The following is a 20,816-nucleotide window of genomic DNA, read 5'->3' as shown; positions in this document are numbered from 1 at the left end:
TTTTTTTTAAAGGTATGCAATTATTACGTCATATCATAGTTAACTTAACACTAGTTTCAATATTCAAATCATCTTTATTCACTTTAATCGATTCAATTCTGGAAATTTCTTCCTGTAGATTTAATTCATCTTGGGGAAACGCAAAAATGGAGATCATAAAAAGAGTGACCGTTATGCAAGACTTAAGCATTTTTGACTTGTTTATGAAGGTTAAAGAACAAAGAATAGAATTGAACAGATTTTTTTAACTCGAGAACAGCCAAGGCTAGAACCAATTGTTATCCCCGTTTTGCCGTAGGTATCCAAGTACATGCTATCCGTGATAGTGATTGGACCGTATTTTACACAATCATTTTTTTTTGCAAGGATCTTCAACTACATATCACTTTCATTACGGCGGAATAATGAAATAAATAACTATATGTCAGTTGTTTATATTGGTAATCAAGTTAGTGACATTTTTCTCATATCCAAAAAAAACTAAAAAAAAACATAGGATTTACGAAAAATTTCCTTGATCAGGGAATGTTGCTGATTTTGGAAGCGGCGGGGGGCTTAGTTTACTACTTAGTGCCCTCTTTGTTATTTCAAAGTTCCTTGGGGTAATGTCCTGCAGCAAAGGGTATCCCTCTGTGGGGCTTTTTCATAAAGCGACCGTCAGTGTTGCCCGTTTTATTATTGGTTTTCCGGTCGTTGGTTTAGTCGACGGTATTGGGCCAAAAGGTTCAAAGATATACTTAGTCCCGGCACATCAGTTTAGGCCCTCCTGGAGCGAACAGGTTCTCATGAAATGCGATGGTTTGCTTATTATTCCCAGCTCTCCCAATATACCTCCTGTAAGTACTTCCTTTAGTAGCAGATTGGAAGCAGGTTTAAGAATTACAGCTTCTGTGAAAATAGGAAATAGCTATTCTGCTGTTCCGTTTTCAGGGCAGTTCGTGAAAAAGGTTTCTTTTTGTTACCCTATTGGCTATTGATAATTAAATTGTACCTTAAGCCAAAAAATTTGAATCATATGAGACCTTTTTTCCTGATCGCATTACTACTGGCTTGTACCTTCCCGGTAATGGCCCAGCAGTCCGGGGCAAGTCCCACAAAAGACGGCCGTTTCGAAGTAGGGGATATCACGACCGATCCCGGGGTACGGGATCCATCCATGGCCAAAGAGGGCGATACCTATTACATTTATTTTACCGGTGGGGGCATTCAGGTATGGTCCTCAAAGGATATGAAAACCTGGAAAAAAGAACCCTCCGTATTCAGTGAAGCACCGGAATGGGTGGCAGAAAGGCTGCCAAGCTTTAAAGGTCTGGGTTTTTGGGCACCGGATCTGAGCTACCATGACGGACAGTGGTACCTGTATTACGCCACCTCTATCTTTGGAAAAAATACCTCCGTGATCGGTATGGCAACGAATAAAACGCTAAACCCCTTATCAGAAGATTACAAATGGGAGGACCGGGGCCTGGTGATGCAATCCGTAACGGGCCGCGACCATTGGAATGCCATCGACCCTCACCTGACCGTGGACGAACAAGGGACGCCCTGGCTGAGCTTTGGCTCCCATTGGAACGGGCTGAAAATGGTCAAGCTCAGCAATGACTTTAAAACACCCGCCGAACCACAGGAGTGGCACACCATCGCCGCCCGGCCGAGAGACTTTAAATATACGGACGAAGAGCCAGGCAATAGCGCCATTGAAGCCCCCTTTATCTTTAAAAAAGACAAGTATTATTACCTCTTCGTGTCCTGGGACAGGTGCTGCGCCGGTCCCAATAGCACCTATAATATCCGGGTGGGAAGGGCTGAAAATATCACCGGTCCCTATCTGGACAAGGACGGGGTCGACCTGGCCAAAAATGGGGGAACCTTCGTGCTGGGCGGTGATACGGGACCGGACCGCACCGTCTACGCCCGGGGACACAATGCTGCCTATACATTTGACGGAATCGATTATTTGATTTTTCATGCCTATACAGACAGCTATGAGCGCCTGGGCATTGAAAAGATAAGCTGGGTGGATGGCTGGCCAACGGTAAAGCGCTAAAATGTATCTTCCGGTTGAATTTTCTTTCTCCCATTGAACGAGTAAAACTGGAATGAACCATCCCTCTGAAAAACAATTCTTCTCCGATGGGGCTTAAGGTCATGCCAGTGAGTACCATGATGGCAAAAAGTAGGGAAAAACGGCTATCAAGATACCCGAAAACTGCTATTTCTCCAATAATGGATAATCCCTGCAATGGGGATAGATGCTTAATTTAAACCGATTTTTTTATCGAAGGGTCCATTGTCTCGATTGGTTGTACCAAAATACCAGAGACCATCCCTTCGGTCACCTGGCTTACCGGATTCGTTCGGTAGGAAAAATAGCCAAATAGGATTTTGGTTATTTTAGAAAAAAATATATATTTAGTACCAATTTATCCCTATATCCGATTCAAAAAATTACTTTCAACCGTTACCTGCGCCGAAAATGAAAAAGTCCCTTTCCTCTATTCCCTCGTTTAGTATCTTTGTGCTGTGTTGCTTAGTGCTTGGTTGTAGTTTATTTGAAGGGCCGGAAGGCCCTCCGGGCGACCAAGGACCGCAAGGGGAGCAAGGAATTCCCGGTGAAGATGGAGCAACTGGTGCTCAGGGTCCGCAAGGCGAACAGGGGCCAGAGGGAGCGCCCGGGGAGGATGGAAAAGATGGAAATGCCAATGTAATGGTCAAAACCATCACCGTCACCGATCAGAGCTATAGCGATGATTACCTGTCGGCAAAGCATTCCAACAATACCCTGTTCTTTTTTCCGGCAAAAATTGCCAAGATCAATGATCCCGATATTACGGAAGACATCGTTGCTAATGGTATGGTGCTGGCCTATATCCGGGTTCCGATAGGCCTGGCTTTCGAACCCAGCCAATGGACCAGTCTACCGTATACTTACCGACATCTGAACCAGATTTATACCGGCAATTATTCCAGTGCCTTTAGTCTGAATACCTTTAGTCTGTCCTTTTATTTTACCAGAAACACGGAAGGCTCCATGCCCAATATCCGGGACTGGACGGTACCGGACAATAGCATTCGCTATGTCATTATTAGCGGCACTGCCATGGCTCGACTGGCCAGTTCCCGGGTGGATTTCAGCAACCTGGAGGCGTTGGAAGCCTTTTTGGCCGCCGAAGGGCTTTTGGATAAATGAATATCCGTTGAACCGGTAGCCTTGTAAAAGGTATCTCTTGTCAGGTCAAAAGATGTCCATTTACAACAAAGTGGCTTCATTAGAGAAGCTGTTTCAGGTGGCTACCTTAACGTTTTTATAGGTCGATTTCTTACTCCCAATGACCTTTTCGATAATGGTGATATCACCGGTAGTCTCTAAAATGATCATATCGACTTCATCCAGGCTGGCCATGCCTTCCTGCCGGCCTTTACTATAAATCTCCTCTACCGTGATTCGCTCCTTTTTCATGGCAGGATACAGAAATTCACCTTTGTAAAACAGTAAGGAAGGGCTACTGGTAATTAATTTTTTAATGGTTTTTATCCGGACAGACAGCCAGGTTAATAAAAACTGGAAGGCGATAAACAGACCAATTGCCGTTACCCCATCGGCCAAGGAAATGTTTTTGTTTAGAGCTACACTGGCCAGGCAGGAGCCTAGGGCAATGGTAACGACAAAATCAAAGGCATTCATTTTAGAAAGGGTCCTTTTACCTGATATCCTTAATAACAACACCATGGCAATGTATCCCAGGGTGGTTAAACAAACGGTACGGAACAGGCTTTCCCAGTTATCAAACCAAATAGTTTCCATCTTTTCCTATTGATTATTTTCCAATCGCCTGATCATCGCTTTCATCTCGGCTATTTCTCTTTCCTGGGCTTTGATGATTTCATCGGCTAATTTTTTCACCTCCGGATCCTGCAAGTCTGCCTGTTTGCTGGTCAGGATGGCAATGGAATGGTGAGGGATCATCGCCCGCATCCATTTCACGTCCGTAATGGGGATCTGCTGCCTTACCAAAAAGGTGGCGCTTGCCATCAGCAAAATACTGCCCAGGATAATGGCCATATTTTTTTTCTGGTTGGCGTACATTTTCCGCATAAACAAAAACATGATGATGGCCATGCCGCCAATACCGATCAGGGTCATGTACATTCTGGTCCAGCTGAAAAAGACATGACTTAGCTCATAGGTATTGAAATACATGGTGATGTACATGGAAATGGCCGAACAGGCAAGCATCAAAATAAAGGTGGTGTACGGTGCATTTTTCATAGTGAGTTTTATTTAGTCAAGGGGTTCAGTTGTCGTCACAGGATTTTCGGGACCTGCTTTAAGGTAGAGGGAGTAGCCTTTTCATGCCCGGTTATACAGTACGGGCATTTGCCCTTTCCATTGCTCCCACAGTTCATTTTCCACCAAAAGCCGGGCCATAAAATTCCCCACATGGATGCGGCTGGTTTTCCCTGGGTTGAAAAGGGCACTTCGGGTAGGGGAGGGAAAAGCCTGGTAGGCCGTGACTTCGCTTTGGTCTATCAGCGAGTCCGGCCGTACCACCACCCATTCGATATGGGGATCTTTTGCACCGATTTCCAAACGTAAATATTCCGATGCCTGTTCGTTGTCGGCATGCGGTGGCAGCAGGTGGCGGATCAATCTCCTTGTTAAGATAAGCTAATTAATTGGGTAGAAAGGGAGAGTCTCTTATAAATTTTGGTAAAATGAGAGAAAAAAGTAAGAAGTATTTCGGTTGTTTAGGAAGTTTTTAAAAATTCATGGTTCGAAAATCCCTCCTATCGGAAAATGTGATGGCCACGAATGCGTGAATAAACGCATTATTCAGGCATTCATGGCAGGAACTCATGCCCTTACTATAAAGGGCATCAGGGATTATCAACAGCAGTTTGATCCAGGTTCGCAGCTATCTGCAGGCTGAAGGGAAGTCATTGAAACGTTAATTTTGGGTTTTTCAGACACTGGTCCGCAGCAGGCGGCTGCTTTTTCTTCCGGGCTGCTGGCTCTGTCCTTGGCTTTACAGGTGGTCTGATCGGGAACAAGCTGTACGATCAGTGCATTGCCGGTATCCTTAACCTGATGAACCGGAAGCACTGCAGTTGGGAAAACTGCATTCCCATATTCGAATTTGATCTCAGCTTGAGGGTAAGTTTCCCTTACGCTATTGACCAATTCAAAAATCTTCAGGGCTTTGGTGGTATCCACAGCATGATCTGGCTCCGGGTTTTTATTTTCCCACAATTGTATATGCACCTCCGACCATTGATTCCGCAAACCACCACAGTCTACGGTATCGAAATTGACATTCTTAATTTCGGTAATGTGGTAGTCGGTACGTACGTACTGACCGGTTTGATATTCGAAGAACAGGGCCTTAAAGGGATTTTCTTCAAGGAATTGGGTAAATTCTGCTGTTTTCATTATTTTAAAGTTTTAGTCTTAAGGTTCAAATTTAGCACTGGCAACTACCTATATTTACATATTGCAATATTACGATTAATACAAGGGAATCCCAAAAACGAGAAAGCAAAAAACTATATGGAACATGATTATTATCACCCCATCCATTTTTTAAGCAGCGTATTTTTACGATAAAAAAAAGAACGATGGATCGAACAGCAATTATCACACTTTGGAAAGAAGGCCGTACCCGATTGACAAATCAACTAAACACAATCAAAACCGAGGACCTTCCGAAAAAATTGGGAGACAGTCCCAATTCCGCAGGCTTTTTGATCCGCCACATTGCTGAGGTAGAATTGCTCTTTGCTAAGAATGTTTTTGGTAATATGGGTGTTAAAGTAGATGCTCAAACGCTCAAGGAGGGGAAAGACAATGGGGTATGGACAAATTTGGAATCGTTGTTGGCCTTTGTAGAAGAGGCTGGAAAGCAACTGGAAAAAGCCATCGGAAACCAGGAAAACTGGGAAACCGTTATTGAAACCAAGGAATTTGGGAAAAAGTCGAAAATAGAGGCCTTAGGCAGAATTAGTACACACACGGCCTACCACGCTGGGCAGTTGGGGATCGTGGTGAAGTATGGAAAATAACGTAGAGTTGCTCGACATTTGCCATGTCTAACCCAGATGCTCAGGATTTGCAATCCTGCTTTCGTGTGCGTTCCGGGGATTACAAATCCCCATTATCTGCCCCACGGAATTGCAAATTCCGCGGAGCGGTACGAGACCGTGCTGTTCGACATTTGCAATGGCGAACCCAGATAAATCAGGATTTGCAATCCTGGTTACGTGCGCGTTCGGGGATTACAAATCCCCTTTATCTGCCTCACGGAATTGTAAATTCCGCGGAGCAGTACGAGACCGTGCTGTTCGACATTTGCAATGTCGAACTTCAGATATTCAGGATTTGCAATCCTGGTTACGTGCGCGTTCGGGGATTACAAATCCCCATTATCTGCCCCACGGAATTGCAAATTCCGCGGAGCGGTACGAGGCCGAGCTGTTCGACATTTGCAATGTCGAACCCAGATAAATCAGGATTTGCAATCCTGGTTACGTGTGCGTTCCGGGGATTACAAATCCCCTTTATCTGTCCACGGAATTACAAATTCCGCGGAGCGGTACGGGGCCTTGCTGTTCGACATTTGCAATGTCGGACTACAGCTACTCAGGATTTGCAATCCTGGGTTCGTGCCCGACCGGGGGATTACAAATCCCCTTTATCTGTACCACGGAATTACAAATTCCGCGGAGCGAAATGCTTACAGACATCTTTAATCGATTTAAACCATGAAAAATTACTCCCTTCTCTTTACCCTCGCATTTTTGATACTTCCCTGGATGGGGCATGGGCATGGGCAGGGGAGGCTGGAAGATTATCAACGGGCTGCCGCTGTAAAAGAAGCCTACAAGGACAAGGTATACCATTCCCCTATGGGTATCGAATGGCAGGAGGAAAATGTGCTTACCTACTCGGTAAGAACGACCGAAGGTATCCACTACCTGAAAATTGATCCGGAAGGTAAGGAGAAAGCCCCCTTGTTTGACCGGCACCTCCTGGCAAAAGCCCTGGCCGATAGTACCGGCAGGGAATTTTCAGAAAGGGAACTGAAATTGACGGATATCAAATTGGAGAAAGGCAAAATCCAGTTCAAAAACCAGGGGGTGGTTTGGGAATGGGATGAGCAGCAAAGCCGGCTTGAAAAAATAGAGGAGCCTGAATCCCGTGATTCTCGCTATTGGGGAACCATACGTCCGGCATACGAAGGGAGGCCAGTGTCCTCTCCAGATGGTAAAAAGGAAGCGTTTATCAGGGATTATAATGTGTATGTAAAAGACCTGGCTTCGGGCAAGGAGGAAAAACTGAGCAGCGATGGGGTCATCGGTGACCATTATGCTGCCCGATTGGAATGGTCAGCCGACAGTAAAAAGATAGCTACCTTTAAATTCAGGCCCAGTGAGGTCCGGAAATTGACCTTGATCGCCTCTTCCCCCGCAGACCAGCTACAGCCCAAACTGATAGAAAGGGATTACCTGAAGCCTGGAGATGCCCTGCCCGTACGCGTGCCGGTTATTTTTAATCTGGAAAATGGCAGCAGCTGGAAAGCACCACTGAACCAAATGGATCATCAATTTGCCCTGACCCGCCTCAACTGGAAAAAAGACGGTTCAGCGGTTCGTTGGGAATACAACCAACGGGGCCACCAGCTGTATAAGGTATTCGAGATGGATGCTGAAACAGGAACCTTGCACACGCTGATCGAGGAAAAAAGTCCCACCTTTATCGATTACAGCGGTAAGTATTTCAGGAAGGACCTGGAAAAGGAAAACCAAATCCTGTGGGCATCGGAAAGGGATGGATGGCGGCATTTGTACCTGTTTGATGCCGGTACGGGTGAGCTGCTGCGGCAGGTAACCCGGGGAGAATGGGTGGTACGGGAAATCCTGCAGGTGGATGAGGAAGCCGGGGTGATTTACTTTACGGCCAGCGGAAAAAACAAAAATGAAGATCCCTACCATTTGCATTTTTATAAAATCGGCATAGACGGAAAAAACCTCGTACAGCTGACCGAAGGCAATGCCAACCACGAGATTTCGCTGTCCTCCGATCAGCAATACTTTGTGGACCACTATTCCCGGCAAGACCTTGCGCCGACCACGGTATTAAAGGACACCGAAAATGGGGAGCTAATCATGGAACTGGAGAAAGCGGATATAAGCACCTTACTGGCGGAAGGTTGGTCGGCACCGGAGATTTTTAAGGCCAGGGGAAGGGATGGCAAAACGGATATCTGGGGGCTTATCATCAAGCCTTCCAACTTTGACCCCGGAAAGACCTATCCGGTCATCGAATACATCTATGCCGGTCCGCACAGCGCTTTTGTGCCCAAATCCTTTGCGCCCAATTACAATGGGCTCAATGAATTGGCCGAACTGGGTTTTGTGGTGGTGCAGATGGATGGCATGGGCACTTCCAATCGATCGAAAGCCTTTCACGACATTGCCTGGAAAAACCTGAAAGACGCCGGATTTCCGGATCGGATCCGCTGGATGAAGGCCGCCGCAAAGGAGCGCCCCTATATGGATCTGGAGCGGGTGGGTATTTTTGGCACCTCCGCCGGCGGGCAAAGCGCTGCGGGAGCCCTGCTATTTCACCCTGAGTTTTACAAAGTGGCCGTATCTTCCTGTGGCTGCCACGACAACCGCATGGATAAAATCTGGTGGAACGAACAGTGGATGGGTTATCCGGTGGACGTACATTATGAGGAGAGCTCGAATGTGGTGCATGCAAAAAACCTGGAGGGGAAACTCTTACTGATTGTGGGAGAAGTGGACGACAATGTAGATCCTTCGTCTACGTATCAGTTTGCAGACCAACTGATCAAAAATGACAAAGAATTCGAATTCTTGATGATTCCTGGGATGGGCCACAGTTCGGGAGGAGCTTATGGTGAACGGAAGCGCAGGGATTTCTTTGTAAAACACCTACTGGGCGTAACCCCTCCGGCCTGGGGTCAAAGGGGCGAGTAAGTTGCAAACTCCGCGGAGCGGTACGGGGCCGAGCTGTTCGACATTTGCAATGTCGAACCCAGATAAACCAGGATTTGCAATCCTGGTTTCGGAGGCTTTTACGGGTCACTTCTTCAAGAGGTTTCATTTATTAGCATGCAAGGTCGAGGTAGTGCGTGTTTAGCTTCCATTGGTTTGAAAACGATGGTAGCTTTTAATTCACGGGGGCATCAATAAAAGGAAATTAAAGAAAGAATAAGTGAAACTTTCTTCATAGATGCCATAAGCTTTGGGAACATGTTTTTTGGCCAGAGACAAATATCCTGGGATGAAGATCTGGCAAATTGGAATTGAATTAGTTAATTTTTTATTTTACTTTTGAATTCGTAAGTAAAATACATTTATTCTTATTTTACTTTCAGCAATTTAGGTATGATAGATTTGAGTAAATATAAATCAGGTAATTTCGAAAATAGCCTCACAGGCTACAAATACTTTTTGCCAAGTAAAATAAATCAAGAATGGAAATGGGATAGTCCTGTAATTAATAATTTATTAGAAAAAGCAGCTTTTAAGCTGGGAGAACTCAATTCATTTTCAAAGCTAGTTCCAAATATTGATCTTTTTATACAACTTCACGTGACTAAGGAAGCAGTTGTTTCCAGTAGGATTGAGGGCACACAAACAGAATTAGATGAAGCGCTATTGGAGGAAGACGAAATTTCCCCAGAAAGAAAAAATGACTGGAGGGAGGTAAATAATTATATCAAAGCATTAAATTCCGCTGTAATAAGTCTTGAAAGTTTGCCGATTTCCTCAAGGCTATTAAAGCAAACCCATGAAATTCTATTGGATAGTGTCAGGGGGGAAAATAAGCAACCTGGAGAGTTTAGAACTAGTCAGAATTGGATTGGAGGTGCAACCTTATCAGATGCTTCATTTATTCCCCCTCACGCAAGTTACGTTAATGACCTAATGGGCGATCTGGAGAACTTCCTACATAATGAATCCAATAATGTACCGTCGCTAATAAAAATAGCCATTGCGCATTACCAATTTGAGACCGTCCATCCTTTTCTTGATGGGAATGGTAGAATTGGAAGACTCTTTATTACTTTATTTCTCGTCGATCAGAAAGTTTTAACCAAACCATTGCTGTACCTTTCAGCATTTTTTGAAAACAATAAAAGCTTGTATTATGACAATCTGACTTTTGTGAGAACTAAGTCGGACATGACACAGTGGATTAAATATTTCTTAATTGGGGTGCACGATACAGCGGAGAAGTCAGCCAACACACTTTCTAATGTTCTGGCATTAAAGGAAAAGTGCGAATTAGAAATCAATCAATCATTTGGAAGAAAAAGCCAAAGTGCGAGTATTCTACTACAAAACCTTTTGAAAAAACCAGTGATCCATGTAAACGACGTGAAAAATGCGACTGGACTATCATTTAAAGCCGCAAACGATTTGGTTGCTGACTTTATCAAAGTAGGTATACTCAAAGAAATGACGGGGCAGCAGAGAAACCGTATATTCGTGTTTGAATCATATTTAAATTTATTTTAAAATAACGGACTGCTTACCTGCCCATCCTTGCGATTACAGGTCTCTTTGAGTAGGGAATTGTGATGATCCTGGCCTACCACTACTGAAAATTACCAACCAAAGGAATAATGATCATTTGAAGGATTTATTTAAATATGCAAGCATAGCATCTGAAGCGGATTGCATTTGCTTTGAGAATGGTGTAAAGGAGACCTGTCAAAAGCATGAATTGGTTTTGGTGGCTTTTCTTACCCTTCGACCAGCAAAGATTAACTTATATCGAAAACCATAGCGGGAAACAGGGGGAGGGGATATTTTTCCATTTGACTCTTTAGGGAGTTGATTAAATTTTTTCGATCGATACTATCCTGATCACTGGTACAGCTATCAGGAAAACCGGTACATCATTTGGAGCTGGTTGAAAGATGTCTTCCTGGTTATCCAGGAGCTGAAATTTTATGTTTACAGGTATGGGTTCCTGAGATACCACCTTAAATTCCTCTGTTAGGTTTTCAGGATAATAAAGATCGTCGCCGAATTTGATGAGAAACTGATAAAATCCCCTCGAAGCTACTGAGATGACCACCTCGGCAGTACCTTCTCTAATTGGATCCACCATGTTATTTTCACAGGAAAAAATCAGGAAGAGGAAAAATAGCAAGGTTTTAACGTTATAAATCTTCATATGTTCAAGACGCAAGGGAGCGGGGAATTGCTACAGTTCCCTCAATTTATTTAATCCCCTAATAAGCATTCAGTTTTGGACAAAATGGTCCCAGGCCAAGAATGAATCCCCAATTTAAACATCCCAAACAAAAATCCCTCCCTCCCCCTGGACTCGAAGATTCCAGGCGGAGGGAGGGATTTTTAAGTGGAGCTGGCGGGAGTCGAACCCGCGTCCAGATAGGGAAACACCGTACCGTCTACATGCTTAGTCACCGATTGGATTGTCGGCCGAAAGCTGCTGGGTGACACACCTACTTCCGGCTTAGCCACTTGTCTTAGCCCTGCTTAGTAGCCTCACAGGGAGCAGCACCGTCAAGTCGACACCCCAACTCTACCCGGACAGTGCAACGGGTAGTGGGATGTGGCCGGGGAGCATCTATCGAAGCTCAACCCTTTAAGCAGTATCTATTCCCCGAAGGGTAAGATTAGGCAGCCATGGCGTAATTAGATTCGCCAAGTATGGTTCGTATGAATCTTTCAAGGCCGTACATACTCCAGCCTGCATGCGAGCCCAGTCCTTACACCTACTGTCAAAACCGGTCAGCCCCATTTGAAATGAATAGACAAAAGTAGCACAAATTTGGTTCCAAACCTTTAAATTTTTATCACCGGGGTTTTTGTTGGTTCATTTTTTTGGCTGTCGTAAAAAACTTCCGAAATCCAAAGGCAAAAAAACAGATTGAGTTCTATAATATATGGAACATATTTTTCATCTTTGCGTTGAGTACTGGCAAGATTTTGGAATTATTACGAAAACATAAGCTGATTAAGCTCAAAAACAAAAACCGTGGCAATACGCAGTTGATTAAGGCCATTGATAAATTAATTTCAGCTATTGAAAATGCCAATTGGACAAAGCAGACCGAAATTAAAGAAGCCCGACCTGATTGCGATTGTGTGCATAGTGATGGATTTTACTTTTTTGATATAAATATCCATCGTACTATGATTTTGATAGTATTTGAGGACAGCGAGGCAACCGTTATCTGGACTGCCTCCCATGAGGAATATGATAAAACTTTCAAAGGTAATAGGACGACAATTGAGAAGTGGCTACGTGGTCAAAAACTGATATAAAATGGATAAATTTTCAATACAAAACATACAAAAGATTACTTCTCTGACAAGTGAGCTGGAATATGAAAAAGCATCATCGCTGTTTTTGCAGCTTCGGGTGCTGGTTAAAAACAATAAATTATATGAACCAATAAGGAACCATTTACGTGATTTGATTAAAAATTACGAAGAGGATAATTGGTCAGATGAGGATCGTTTAAGCAAAGATCAGATTAAAGAGAGTGATTTAGCTGAAACGTTAGTTGAGGCTGAAAATATGTTTTCTCAAAGAAGAAAAGAGCTGATTAAAATGAAACTCAAGGATGCAGGATTAAATCAAAATGATTTGGCCAAAATTCTTGGGCATAGAAAGGGCTACATGTCTGAATTGATAAATGGGTTAAGGCCATTTTCCAAGGATGATTTAGTTGTAATAAATCGACTGTTTAAAATAAAATTTGAGGATTTGATACCAGCTTTTATAAACCAAGAGAGAGCGTCTTATATTAATAAGACATTAGCGTCGCTTTCAAAAAATAAAATCAGGCTCATAGAAAGGGATTTTGATTTACAAATGGATTGACAAGGAAGTGTCTACCTTGGATGCTATCAATTTGGGAGAAATCTGCCATTCGGCAGACGGACAGGAATTGCCTGGTTAAAGTACTATTTTGGTACATTTAAGGAAGTTGGTCAGGGCCTGGAGGAAAACGGCTCCGAGGGTTTTTACTATTAAATGTCAAGCCAAAGCCTGAATAAAGGCGGCTTTGGTTCCAATAACTATAATTTTTTATTCCCATACTCAATCTTCTGAAAACAGGAGTGGTTCGGGGGAGGTCAGTCCGAAAAGCAAGTCAGCTACTTGCCAGAACGAACAAAAAAAGGCCATGGAATCGCTTCCATGACCTCTTGACCAACATTTATTATTAAAAAATTATCTTGCAAAGGCACCTAGTACCAGGTAGGTGGTCAAATCTACCGTGCTGATTTCCTGCGTGGGATCATGCACCACCAGAAAGCCCTCGTAGTCTCTTGTCAATTCATTGTAAGAAATTTCCAGCTCATTCTCGGCCATCACGGTTCCTCCATTGCCCTCAATGCCACCGGCAAAGATATCCCCATTTGGTGTTTCATTGTAAGGAGTACCGTTAGGAGTGGTAGAAGGGTCGGCAGCATCATGCGCATGTACCATGTACGTCATGCCTTCCATGGTATTCATCAGGCTGATGGTGATCTTGGAGGTTCCGTCAATCATTTCTTCCACCATTATCTCTGCCATCAGGTTCCGGGCATGATCTCCTTCATAGGCCAGGTCGGTATTGTCCAGTAATTGCCCCTCATTAAAGTCGTACATAAAGGTTTCGGTACGCAAATCTGCCTCTGCATCTGCAAGGTCCTGTCCAAATACGCCCAGTACCAGGTAGGTGCCCAGGTCTGTGGTGCTTAGTTCCTGGGTGGGATCGTGTACGACCAGAAAGCCTTCGTAGGTATCTAACAGCATGTCGTAGTCCATCTCTGTTTGCATGGATTGGCTTCCCATTCCATTGCTGATGCTGATCATTCCGGCAAAAATATTTCCATTTGGCGTTTCATTATAGGGAATGCCATTGGGTGTGGTGCTGGGATCCGCGGCATCATGTACATGCACCGGGTACTGCATGCCATCCAGTCCATTTTCCAGGCGGATGGTCACTTCGGCATTGCCGTTTTCCATTTCTGTGATCTCCAATTGGGCGGATAGGTTTCTCGGGTGATCCCCTTCTCCATCTCCATTGTACGCCGTGGCGGGATTGTCCAGCAATTGCCCCTCGTTGAATCCGTACTCAAAGGTTTCCATACCGGGAGTAAAAGGCATTTCCGGTTCCGGATCATCGTTACAGGCCGTAAAGAGCCCCAGTCCGGCTACCATCATTCCCAAACTCATTGTTTTCGTTACATTCCAATACTTTTTCATGGTCAATTAAAATTTAGCAGTTTAACACTTTTTCTTAGTTGGAAGGAATTACGAACTGCCGGAGCATTTTGGATCACCGTGCTGCTGACTTTTTTAAAAAATGGTTAACTTGCCTGGGGTTTGGATAGGGGGGAATGCCTTTCTGACGGTAGGGAAAGCATTTTATTTCACTGATCTTTTTTTTACATTAATAACCAAACAGCGCATGTATTATTCCGATTCCAGAAGTGCAGCCCGGAGACTCTATCGGAAACTCAAACTGAATTGGGTGTTCAGCACCTCTTCTTTTCTAGGGAATTTTCTGATGGCCCTGTTGATATCCTATTTTTTCAGAAAAATCGGGTACGATCCCCAGGTAAATTTTGTATTCTTCATCAGTATTCTTGCGATTGGCTTGTGGATTTCGGAAGCCATGCCTCCCTTTGCCGTCGGTATTTTTATCATTGCGGCTTTGCTGACAGGGTTCAGTACCGACTGGTTTTTCGAAAAGACCATGCCTCCGGATCTATATGTGAGTACCTGGACCAGCAATGTGATTTGGCTACTACTGGGGGGCTTCTTTCTGGCCAAAGGCATGAGCCTGGTAGAGCTGGACCGGCAACTGTTCCGATTTACAGTCAAGCGATTTGGGCAAAAACCGCAAGGTCTTTTGCTGGGCTTGATGATGACCACGGCCATCGCCAGCATGATCATGTCCAATACGGCCACGACGGCGATGATGATTTCGTCGATCATTCCGCTGGTACAACTAATCGGTAAAAAATCTCCCTATGGGAAAGCATTATTGACGGCCATCCCTGCCGCCGCTTCGGTAGGGGGTATCGGTACCATTATTGGAAGCACTCCGAATGCCATCGCCGTGGGAGCACTACAGGAAAAAGGGATCAGCATTACCTTTGTGGACTGGATGGTAGTAGGGTTTCCGACCGGTTTGTTGCTGGTATGGCTGTTTTGGAAATTCCTTTGCAAGACCCATGATTTCTCGGATGTCAACCTGGATTTATCGCTTTTGCCCAAGGGGCAGGGAGAAGTGGGGCGGTTTGAAAAAAATGCGGTTATCGTTACCTTGATCATTACCGTGCTGATGTGGTTGACAGAGGCATTGCACGGCATCCCCGTTGCGGCTACCTCTGCCATTCCCATTGTCCTGCTGACCATGACCCAGGTTATTCACTCCGAACATGTTCGAAGCCTTCCCTGGGACACGCTGATGTTGGTAGCGGGAGGCCTGGCATTGGGCATCGCCCTGGTGGAGGTGGGCCTGGCAGAAATCGTCATGCAAAAAATCAACGCCCTGCCTTTGCCAAACATGCTGATAGCCATTGTCTTTTGCCTGGTAGCTGTTTTGCTTTCCAATGTCATGAGTAACACGGCGGCTGCTTCCATATTGGTTCCACTGAGTTTGGCACTACCTGGCATTTACGGCATAGCCGGACCAGTGATGGTGGCCATTAGCTGCTCCTGCTCCCTGTTGCTCCCTGTTTCTACGCCTGCCAATGCCATTGCTTACGCCACTGGCATGGTGGAACAAAAAGATTTTCGTTCCGGTGGATTATTTTTTATCTTTCTGGGACCGATAATTGCTTTTTTGGCCGTTATGGCCTGGGTCATGTTATTAATGTAAGCGACACCTTAACCACTTTAATCGATGAAAGTAATTTTGCTCTTGCCCCTATGCATTCTGCTTGCCTGCTCCGGTGCCAGGGATAAATCCGGATTGGAGGCCTTGGAAGAAGGTATTCTGTCCTTAATGCAAGCCACGGAAGGCGATTTTGGAGTGGCGTTCAGGATGCTGGATGATTCGGGAAAGGAATTACTTATCAATGAAAAGGAAGTGTTTCACGCAGCCAGTACCATGAAAACCCCGGTGATGATCGAGCTTTTTAAACAGGCCGGGGCGGGAAAGTTTGATTTGCAGGATTCCATTCTCATTGTCAACGAATTCACCAGCATTGTAGACGGAAGCCCATTTAGCATGGATTTGGGGGTGGACAGCCAGGAGGGCCTTTATGAAAGGATCGGCGAGAAAACCACGATCTATGAGTTGATGTACCAGATGATTATCAAAAGCAGCAACCTGGCCACCAATATTCTGATCGATTTGGTAGGAGCGGAAAAGGTTACCCAGTCCATGCGGGAGTTGGGAGCGGAGGACATTGAGGTGCTGCGGGGGGTGGAAGACCTCAAGGCCTTTGAGGCTGGTCTCAGCAATACCACTACCGCCCTGGACATGATGCGGATCATGGAGGCCATAGCCCTTGGGAAAGTGGAGGGTTCCGAAGAAATGATGAAGATACTCTCCGACCAGTACTTTAAGGACCTGATTCCCAAATTACTTCCTGCAGATGTTAAAATTGCGCATAAAACGGGATCCATTACAGGGGTGCAACACGATGCGGCCATATTGGAATTGCCCAATGGGAACCGCTATGTGTTGGTGATTCTGAGTAAAAACCTGGCGGATGTGGCGGCAGGGAAGGAGACCATTGCTGAAATCAGCAGGTTGATTTATGATTATGTGACCTTACGCAAGGAGTAGCTTTCAAATGGTGGGGATTTATTCAAAAATTGACAGTTGCATTTCTATAAGCGTGCATGCCTTATCATTACTCCAAGTTTCAGACCAAAGTTTTCAGGTCCGAAAAATAATTGAGTTCTCAGCCCAACAGCTCATTGGGATTAAGCCTGCTATTGTGAAATAATAAATAATCAGATTTTGGTAATATTATTAAAAAGTTCTTCCAATATGATGGCTTTATTTTTGGTCATTCTAATTTTGGTGTGATCTACCATTTCAATCATGCCTCCATCAGTTTTTATAACCTTCCTAACATGCACAGGGTTAATCAGGTGTGAATTATGAATCCTAAGGAATCCATTGGGAATGAGGGCATTTTCTAATTCTTTTAAATTTTTGGATATCAGGTAGGGCTGTTTTATTCCATTAACAAAAATGTAACTGTAATTTCTGTCAGCCTCACACCTGATAATTTGGTCAATATCTATGATTTCATAACCTTCCAATGTGGGTATGGCCAACTTATTTCTCGCATTATTGGACTTTTCCACAAACTGTTGTAGGAGCTGGATTTGCAAAGGGTTTACGAGCTGCGGTCCATCCTTGTTATTTTCAAGAATTTGCTGCAAAGTATCCAAGGTTTGAAATTCATCATCTACACTAATTCTACGAATAGGGTCTTTCATAATACATGTGTAAAATTTTATTTGGAGATTGTAAAGATAAAAAAGATTAAACTTCCGAACAATCACCTTTATGGGGTATTTTTAAGGGTTTTTGGTCATAAAACCTTATAAATGTACAAATTTATTTCTGATAATCATATTTTTGAATTCATGAATTTAATTTATTTGGAATGTTTGCGGATATTTAAACTTTCCCTTATCATATTTAGCCCATTCAGTTTTCGCTCAAGTTCTTTATTCAGTTTTGCAAATTGACCGTCCACATTTCAAATAACATTTTACCTGATAATCAGTTTAGTCCTATCTCCTTCTTATTCAATTCGAATATTAATTTTTTTACTCATTAATTTTTATCTTATATACAGAAAAAAGGGTTTGGATTTTTTTATCGGACATTGAAAGGTAGTATTGGGACACTTTTAAGGCATAGGTGTACATTCTTTATTTTTTTCCGAAGATATCAAAAGTAAATTTTCAAATGTATTAATAATTTATTTGAAATGCAGAAAAGGACATATTGCTTTAGGAACTATCGATCAATTTTCAGTTTTGAATTGAAATATTATCAAGTTGTTTGGCTAAGGGTCTGGTGCAAGCCGGTGTAATTATTTTAAACCCAATTCTATGTTAACCCCAAAATTATTTGTTTTATGAAAAACTTAAAGAAAACCAATTTAAAAACCTTTGGTACTCTGTTTATCCTTTTGGCCTTTATGGCCTGTCAGGATTTGACAGAAGTTCAGAAAGAGGCGGCAAATTTTCACCAACAAACGACAGAAGATATGTCTGCTAATCAGTTTGAAGGAGATCCACCACCTTCTTTAGTTCCTTTGAAGGATTATTCAAAGGATTTTTCGGCAAATCAAAGGGTAAGTACCTCATCTTCGGAATCAAGTTTAGAATCCCCGATTGAAGCAACGCTTATGCCGGAAGAAAGCCATGTGCAGACCTTAACCGGGAAGATTAATGGTGCCCCTTCCACGGGAGATGTGATGTTTATTTTGGATCTTACAGGGAGCATGGGAGGAGAACTCAATACTGCAAAAACCAACTCTATTAACATTATGAATGCATTAAGAGGCTTGATACCAGACACGAATTTTGGTGCCATCTCCCATATGGATTACATAGGTGTCAAAAGTGGATGTGGATATTCTGCTAACTATGGAGGTTTATCAGATTATCCCTATAAATTGGATGCGAACTTAAGTTCTGAACTTTCCAATACTGCCAATGGGATAAATTCTATGGAATTGGGTTGGGGATCCGATGGCCCTGAAAATTACACCAGACCCCTTTGGGAGTTGTACAACGATGAAACCATAAATTGGAGATCGGGTTCAAAAAAGATTGCCATTTTTTGGTTAGACAATGTACCTCACGATTGTGATGTCTATGGTCTGATTGAAAAGAATAGAAACACAGGCCCAGACCCCGGTAGAGACGAAACAGTGGGAACAGAAGATGATTTGGAGTTCGTCAAAACCATTAATGGATTAAAAGATAACGGTTATACCATAATCACTTTATTTTCAGGGTCATCCACGGGTGATGAATTTGCTCTATGGAAAGCTGCCTCCCAACTTACGGGTGGAGATGCTTTTCCCTTTAATTCCTCCAGCCCAGATGTTGCAGATTTTATAGCGGACATTATTGCTGAAAACTTGAATAAAATTGATAATTTAAGTATTGAATCCTGCGATCCAACCTATGCAACCTGGCTGACTGGTGTTTCTCCCAGTTCTCATACAGGCATTGTTTTGGATGAGCCTATTGAAAGAGACTTTGATGTCACCATAACTGTCCCAGAAGGTACGGCACCCGGGGAATACACATTTGACCTTTGCCTGGTCGGCGATGGTGCTGAATATGCGACAACCTCAGTGACCATCACTGTTCCTGATCCACTAGTTCCCGTTGCTTTTGACGTGCATCCGGGAAGTTGCCCCAATCCCATCCAGTTGAAAAGAAATGGTGTTATTCCTACCGCAATTCTGGGATCAGCAGACTTTGATGTTAGCGACATTGACCTATCGACGATTACTTTGGAAGGCGTTTCACCAGTACGTCACGACTACAGTGATGTGGCGACACCATACGAACCAATAGTAGATAAGCCACTTGAATCCGATGCATGCAATACCCTGGAAAGTGATGGATTTATGGATTTGGCCATAAAATTTGATGCTCAGGATGTCATTCAGGCACTTGGAGATGTTTCCAGAGATGATGTTATTAAGGTTAAAGTAAAAGGTCAGTTAACGGATGGAACAGATTTTGAGGGGGAAGACATTATCATCATCAAATAAATAGATTTAATCTGAACCAAATAAAGAGGTTGGGTTTTTTGCCAACCTCTTTATTTATTTTTATGATCACATAGAAGAAGGTAATGGGGCACCTATCGTTTTTGTCCTAACAAATAGAAATTTCACTATATAGTTAGGCTTTTATGCGTTGGATTACATTTTTTTGGATTGGAAGTAGGCTGCTTATATTAACCCTGAGCATTACTCCACCACCATCCTTCTCCTGTCTTCCTCTGAAGAGGAGTCAATTTTGATTGCTTTGAGTTTTTTATTGCCAAGTGGACGGGAATAGTTGATGGTAATGGTCCTCATCCGTAAAAAATAATCCACTGACATATGTAACGGGGGTTGCTGAATTTGGGCATAGGTCTGGATATTGATGGTATTGAGCAGATCATTGATGGAAAACCGAATGGTACCCCTGTCTTCTTTTAGTTTTTTTTGTAGGCGTATATTCAGGGAACAGGGGGGCTGGAACAGCCAAATTCCCAAATTACTTCCTGCAGATGTTAAAATTGCGCATAAAACGGGATCCATTACAGGGGTGCAACACGATGCGGCCATATTGGAATTGCCCAATGGGAACCGCTATGTGTTGGTGATTCTGAGTAAAAACCTGGCGGATGTGGCGGCAGGGAAGGAGACCATTGCGCAGATAAGTCGATTGGTTTTTGAATATGTTTCCGGGAAACCGGATGAAAGGTGAGATTACCATTTACTAAAAGCTTTAAGCTCTATGGCCTGGAAGCACAGCGAATGCAATGGGCACTTTCCGGCACCAATAACAATCGGTTATGATTGATGGGTTCTCCGCAGCGGATGCATTTGCCAAAAGCCGCGGTACCCAATTTCCCCAGCCAATGCTGCAATCCCTTGATCTTTTTCTGGATTTTCAGGATTTGGGCCTCGTTTATGGATTTATTATTGATGTAGTCCATGCGGCTTACCCTGCCAATGGCACTATCCAGCCCCTGGGGTTGGGTCATTTCATTTTATTTTCTTGATTTCTTTCTAAGCATCTGAATGTTAGGATAGAAATG

The 20,816-nt window shown here is 43.6% G+C and carries 21 protein-coding genes and 1 other RNA gene; 12 read left to right on the top strand and 10 right to left on the bottom strand.

The annotated features are described in order from the left end of the window. From GJQ68_RS23350 to GJQ68_RS14410, 3 genes are all read left to right on the top strand, one after another. On the top strand, positions 1–248 hold a 248-nt coding region (locus GJQ68_RS23350; RefSeq protein WP_235941559.1), incomplete at its 5' end, for a hypothetical protein. A gap of 767 nt (positions 249–1,015) precedes the next feature. Continuing rightward, positions 1,016–2,047: an arabinan endo-1,5-alpha-L-arabinosidase gene (locus GJQ68_RS14420; RefSeq protein WP_202927944.1), complete on the top strand. Its 1,032-nt coding sequence runs from the start codon at positions 1,016–1,018 to the stop codon at positions 2,045–2,047. A gap of 429 nt (positions 2,048–2,476) precedes the next feature. Beyond that, on the top strand, positions 2,477–3,190 hold the full coding sequence (locus GJQ68_RS14410) for a collagen-like triple helix repeat-containing protein (RefSeq protein ID WP_162417950.1): 714 nt from the start codon (positions 2,477–2,479) through the stop codon (positions 3,188–3,190). Positions 3,191–3,283: 93 nt separating this feature from the next. On the opposite strand, the gene GJQ68_RS14405 is transcribed toward GJQ68_RS14410, so the two are convergent. The 4 genes from GJQ68_RS14405 to GJQ68_RS14390 all read right to left on the bottom strand — a co-directional run bounded on the left by GJQ68_RS14405 (position 3,284) and on the right by GJQ68_RS14390 (position 5,431). After that, complete coding sequence (locus GJQ68_RS14405; protein WP_162417949.1) at positions 3,284–3,805, bottom strand: DUF421 domain-containing protein; 522 nt, start codon at positions 3,803–3,805, stop codon at positions 3,284–3,286. Between the two features lie 6 nt (positions 3,806–3,811). Further along, entirely contained in the window at positions 3,812–4,270 is a 459-nt protein-coding gene (locus tag GJQ68_RS14400) for a DUF305 domain-containing protein (RefSeq protein ID WP_162417948.1), read from the bottom strand. An 81-nt stretch (positions 4,271–4,351) separates the two neighbouring features. After that, entirely contained in the window at positions 4,352–4,651 is a 300-nt protein-coding gene (locus GJQ68_RS14395) for an SDR family oxidoreductase (protein WP_162417947.1), read from the bottom strand. 237 nt (positions 4,652–4,888) lie between these two features. Continuing rightward, positions 4,889–5,431, bottom strand: a complete 543-nt coding sequence (locus GJQ68_RS14390; RefSeq protein ID WP_162417946.1) for a DUF6428 family protein — start codon at positions 5,429–5,431, stop codon at positions 4,889–4,891. A 185-nt stretch (positions 5,432–5,616) separates the two neighbouring features. Here GJQ68_RS14390 and GJQ68_RS14385 point away from each other — a divergent pair, with 185 nt between their 5' ends. The 3 genes from GJQ68_RS14385 to GJQ68_RS14375 all read left to right on the top strand — a co-directional run bounded on the left by GJQ68_RS14385 (position 5,617) and on the right by GJQ68_RS14375 (position 10,548). Continuing rightward, positions 5,617–6,060: a DinB family protein gene (locus GJQ68_RS14385; protein WP_162417945.1), complete on the top strand. Its 444-nt coding sequence runs from the start codon at positions 5,617–5,619 to the stop codon at positions 6,058–6,060. A 699-nt stretch (positions 6,061–6,759) separates the two neighbouring features. Then, positions 6,760–9,000: a S9 family peptidase gene (locus GJQ68_RS14380; RefSeq protein ID WP_162417944.1), complete on the top strand. Its 2,241-nt coding sequence runs from the start codon at positions 6,760–6,762 to the stop codon at positions 8,998–9,000. Positions 9,001–9,411: 411 nt separating this feature from the next. Next, entirely contained in the window at positions 9,412–10,548 is a 1,137-nt protein-coding gene (locus GJQ68_RS14375; protein ID WP_235941557.1) for a Fic family protein, read from the top strand. A gap of 322 nt (positions 10,549–10,870) precedes the next feature. Here GJQ68_RS14375 and GJQ68_RS14370 read toward each other — a convergent pair whose 3' ends face one another. After that, positions 10,871–11,212, bottom strand: coding sequence for a hypothetical protein (locus GJQ68_RS14370; RefSeq protein WP_162417943.1), 342 nt, complete (start codon positions 11,210–11,212; stop codon positions 10,871–10,873). A 184-nt stretch (positions 11,213–11,396) separates the two neighbouring features. Beyond that, positions 11,397–11,801, bottom strand: a transfer-messenger RNA (tmRNA) gene (ssrA, locus tag GJQ68_RS14365). A gap of 190 nt (positions 11,802–11,991) precedes the next feature. Here ssrA and GJQ68_RS14360 point away from each other — a divergent pair. Further along, positions 11,992–12,330, top strand: coding sequence for a type II toxin-antitoxin system HigB family toxin (locus GJQ68_RS14360; RefSeq protein ID WP_162417942.1), 339 nt, complete (start codon positions 11,992–11,994; stop codon positions 12,328–12,330). A gap of 1 nt (position 12,331) precedes the next feature. Continuing rightward, complete coding sequence (locus GJQ68_RS14355) at positions 12,332–12,892, top strand: helix-turn-helix domain-containing protein (RefSeq protein ID WP_162417941.1); 561 nt, start codon at positions 12,332–12,334, stop codon at positions 12,890–12,892. A 351-nt stretch (positions 12,893–13,243) separates the two neighbouring features. Here the strand turns inward: GJQ68_RS14355 and GJQ68_RS14350 are convergent, their stop codons facing one another. Beyond that, positions 13,244–14,263, bottom strand: a complete 1,020-nt coding sequence (locus GJQ68_RS14350) for a hypothetical protein (protein WP_162417940.1) — start codon at positions 14,261–14,263, stop codon at positions 13,244–13,246. 100 nt (positions 14,264–14,363) lie between these two features. On the opposite strand from GJQ68_RS14350, the gene GJQ68_RS14345 reads away from it, so the two are divergent. Next, entirely contained in the window at positions 14,364–15,887 is a 1,524-nt protein-coding gene (locus GJQ68_RS14345) for an SLC13 family permease (protein WP_317174438.1), read from the top strand. 24 nt (positions 15,888–15,911) lie between these two features. Further along, the gene (locus tag GJQ68_RS14340; RefSeq protein WP_162417939.1) at positions 15,912–16,802 is read left to right on the top strand and encodes a serine hydrolase; all 891 of its coding nucleotides are present in this window, start codon (positions 15,912–15,914) and stop codon (positions 16,800–16,802) included. A 170-nt stretch (positions 16,803–16,972) separates the two neighbouring features. On the opposite strand, the gene GJQ68_RS14335 is transcribed toward GJQ68_RS14340, so the two are convergent. Then, positions 16,973–17,467, bottom strand: a complete 495-nt coding sequence (locus GJQ68_RS14335) for a LytR/AlgR family response regulator transcription factor (RefSeq protein ID WP_162417938.1) — start codon at positions 17,465–17,467, stop codon at positions 16,973–16,975. A gap of 650 nt (positions 17,468–18,117) precedes the next feature. On the opposite strand from GJQ68_RS14335, the gene GJQ68_RS14330 reads away from it, so the two are divergent. Next, on the top strand, positions 18,118–19,776 hold the full coding sequence (locus tag GJQ68_RS14330; protein WP_162417937.1) for a vWA domain-containing protein: 1,659 nt from the start codon (positions 18,118–18,120) through the stop codon (positions 19,774–19,776). Positions 19,777–19,977: 201 nt separating this feature from the next. Here GJQ68_RS14330 and GJQ68_RS23540 read toward each other — a convergent pair whose 3' ends face one another. After that, complete coding sequence (locus GJQ68_RS23540) at positions 19,978–20,112, bottom strand: hypothetical protein (RefSeq protein ID WP_262888117.1); 135 nt, start codon at positions 20,110–20,112, stop codon at positions 19,978–19,980. A gap of 64 nt (positions 20,113–20,176) precedes the next feature. On the opposite strand from GJQ68_RS23540, the gene GJQ68_RS14325 reads away from it, so the two are divergent. Continuing rightward, positions 20,177–20,482 carry a serine hydrolase gene (locus GJQ68_RS14325; RefSeq protein WP_235941555.1) on the top strand — a complete coding sequence of 102 codons (306 nt, stop codon included), beginning with the start codon at positions 20,177–20,179 and terminating at the stop codon, positions 20,480–20,482. Between the two features lie 28 nt (positions 20,483–20,510). Here the strand turns inward: GJQ68_RS14325 and GJQ68_RS14320 are convergent, their stop codons facing one another. After that, positions 20,511–20,762, bottom strand: coding sequence for a TraR/DksA family transcriptional regulator (locus GJQ68_RS14320; RefSeq protein WP_162417935.1), 252 nt, complete (start codon positions 20,760–20,762; stop codon positions 20,511–20,513). Between the last annotated feature and the right edge of the window lie 54 nt (positions 20,763–20,816).

It is taken from the genome of Cyclobacterium roseum, assembly GCF_010119225.1.
Lineage (GTDB): Bacteria > Bacteroidota > Bacteroidia > Cytophagales > Cyclobacteriaceae > Cyclobacterium > Cyclobacterium roseum.
Note: the sequence above shows the minus strand (reverse complement) of the source record. Positions and strands in the feature narration are given on the sequence as shown.

What these genes read in the sequence shown, in the direction of transcription:
- GJQ68_RS23540 (WP_262888117.1), bottom strand. Translation starts at nt 20,112, where the DNA reads ATGTCAGTGGATTATTTTTTACGGATGAGGACCATTACCATCAACTAT.
- GJQ68_RS14350 (WP_162417940.1), bottom strand. Translation starts at nt 14,263, where the DNA reads ATGAAAAAGTATTGGAATGTAACGAAAACAATGAGTTTGGGAATGATG.
- GJQ68_RS14345 (WP_317174438.1), top strand. Translation starts at nt 14,364, where the DNA reads ATGGTTAACTTGCCTGGGGTTTGGATAGGGGGGAATGCCTTTCTGACG.
- GJQ68_RS14335 (WP_162417938.1), bottom strand. Translation starts at nt 17,467, where the DNA reads ATGAAAGACCCTATTCGTAGAATTAGTGTAGATGATGAATTTCAAACC.
- GJQ68_RS14320 (WP_162417935.1), bottom strand. Translation starts at nt 20,762, where the DNA reads ATGACCCAACCCCAGGGGCTGGATAGTGCCATTGGCAGGGTAAGCCGC.
- GJQ68_RS14385 (WP_162417945.1), top strand. Translation starts at nt 5,617, where the DNA reads ATGGATCGAACAGCAATTATCACACTTTGGAAAGAAGGCCGTACCCGA.
- GJQ68_RS14390 (WP_162417946.1), bottom strand. Translation starts at nt 5,431, where the DNA reads ATGAAAACAGCAGAATTTACCCAATTCCTTGAAGAAAATCCCTTTAAG.
- GJQ68_RS14405 (WP_162417949.1), bottom strand. Translation starts at nt 3,805, where the DNA reads ATGGAAACTATTTGGTTTGATAACTGGGAAAGCCTGTTCCGTACCGTT.
- GJQ68_RS14340 (WP_162417939.1), top strand. Translation starts at nt 15,912, where the DNA reads ATGAAAGTAATTTTGCTCTTGCCCCTATGCATTCTGCTTGCCTGCTCC.
- GJQ68_RS14375 (WP_235941557.1), top strand. Translation starts at nt 9,412, where the DNA reads ATGATAGATTTGAGTAAATATAAATCAGGTAATTTCGAAAATAGCCTC.
- GJQ68_RS14325 (WP_235941555.1), top strand. Translation starts at nt 20,177, where the DNA reads ATGGAAAACCGAATGGTACCCCTGTCTTCTTTTAGTTTTTTTTGTAGG.
- GJQ68_RS14410 (WP_162417950.1), top strand. Translation starts at nt 2,477, where the DNA reads ATGAAAAAGTCCCTTTCCTCTATTCCCTCGTTTAGTATCTTTGTGCTG.
- GJQ68_RS14400 (WP_162417948.1), bottom strand. Translation starts at nt 4,270, where the DNA reads ATGAAAAATGCACCGTACACCACCTTTATTTTGATGCTTGCCTGTTCG.
- GJQ68_RS14355 (WP_162417941.1), top strand. Translation starts at nt 12,332, where the DNA reads ATGGATAAATTTTCAATACAAAACATACAAAAGATTACTTCTCTGACA.
- GJQ68_RS14370 (WP_162417943.1), bottom strand. Translation starts at nt 11,212, where the DNA reads ATGAAGATTTATAACGTTAAAACCTTGCTATTTTTCCTCTTCCTGATT.
- GJQ68_RS14380 (WP_162417944.1), top strand. Translation starts at nt 6,760, where the DNA reads ATGAAAAATTACTCCCTTCTCTTTACCCTCGCATTTTTGATACTTCCC.
- GJQ68_RS14420 (WP_202927944.1), top strand. Translation starts at nt 1,016, where the DNA reads ATGAGACCTTTTTTCCTGATCGCATTACTACTGGCTTGTACCTTCCCG.
- GJQ68_RS14330 (WP_162417937.1), top strand. Translation starts at nt 18,118, where the DNA reads ATGAAAAACTTAAAGAAAACCAATTTAAAAACCTTTGGTACTCTGTTT.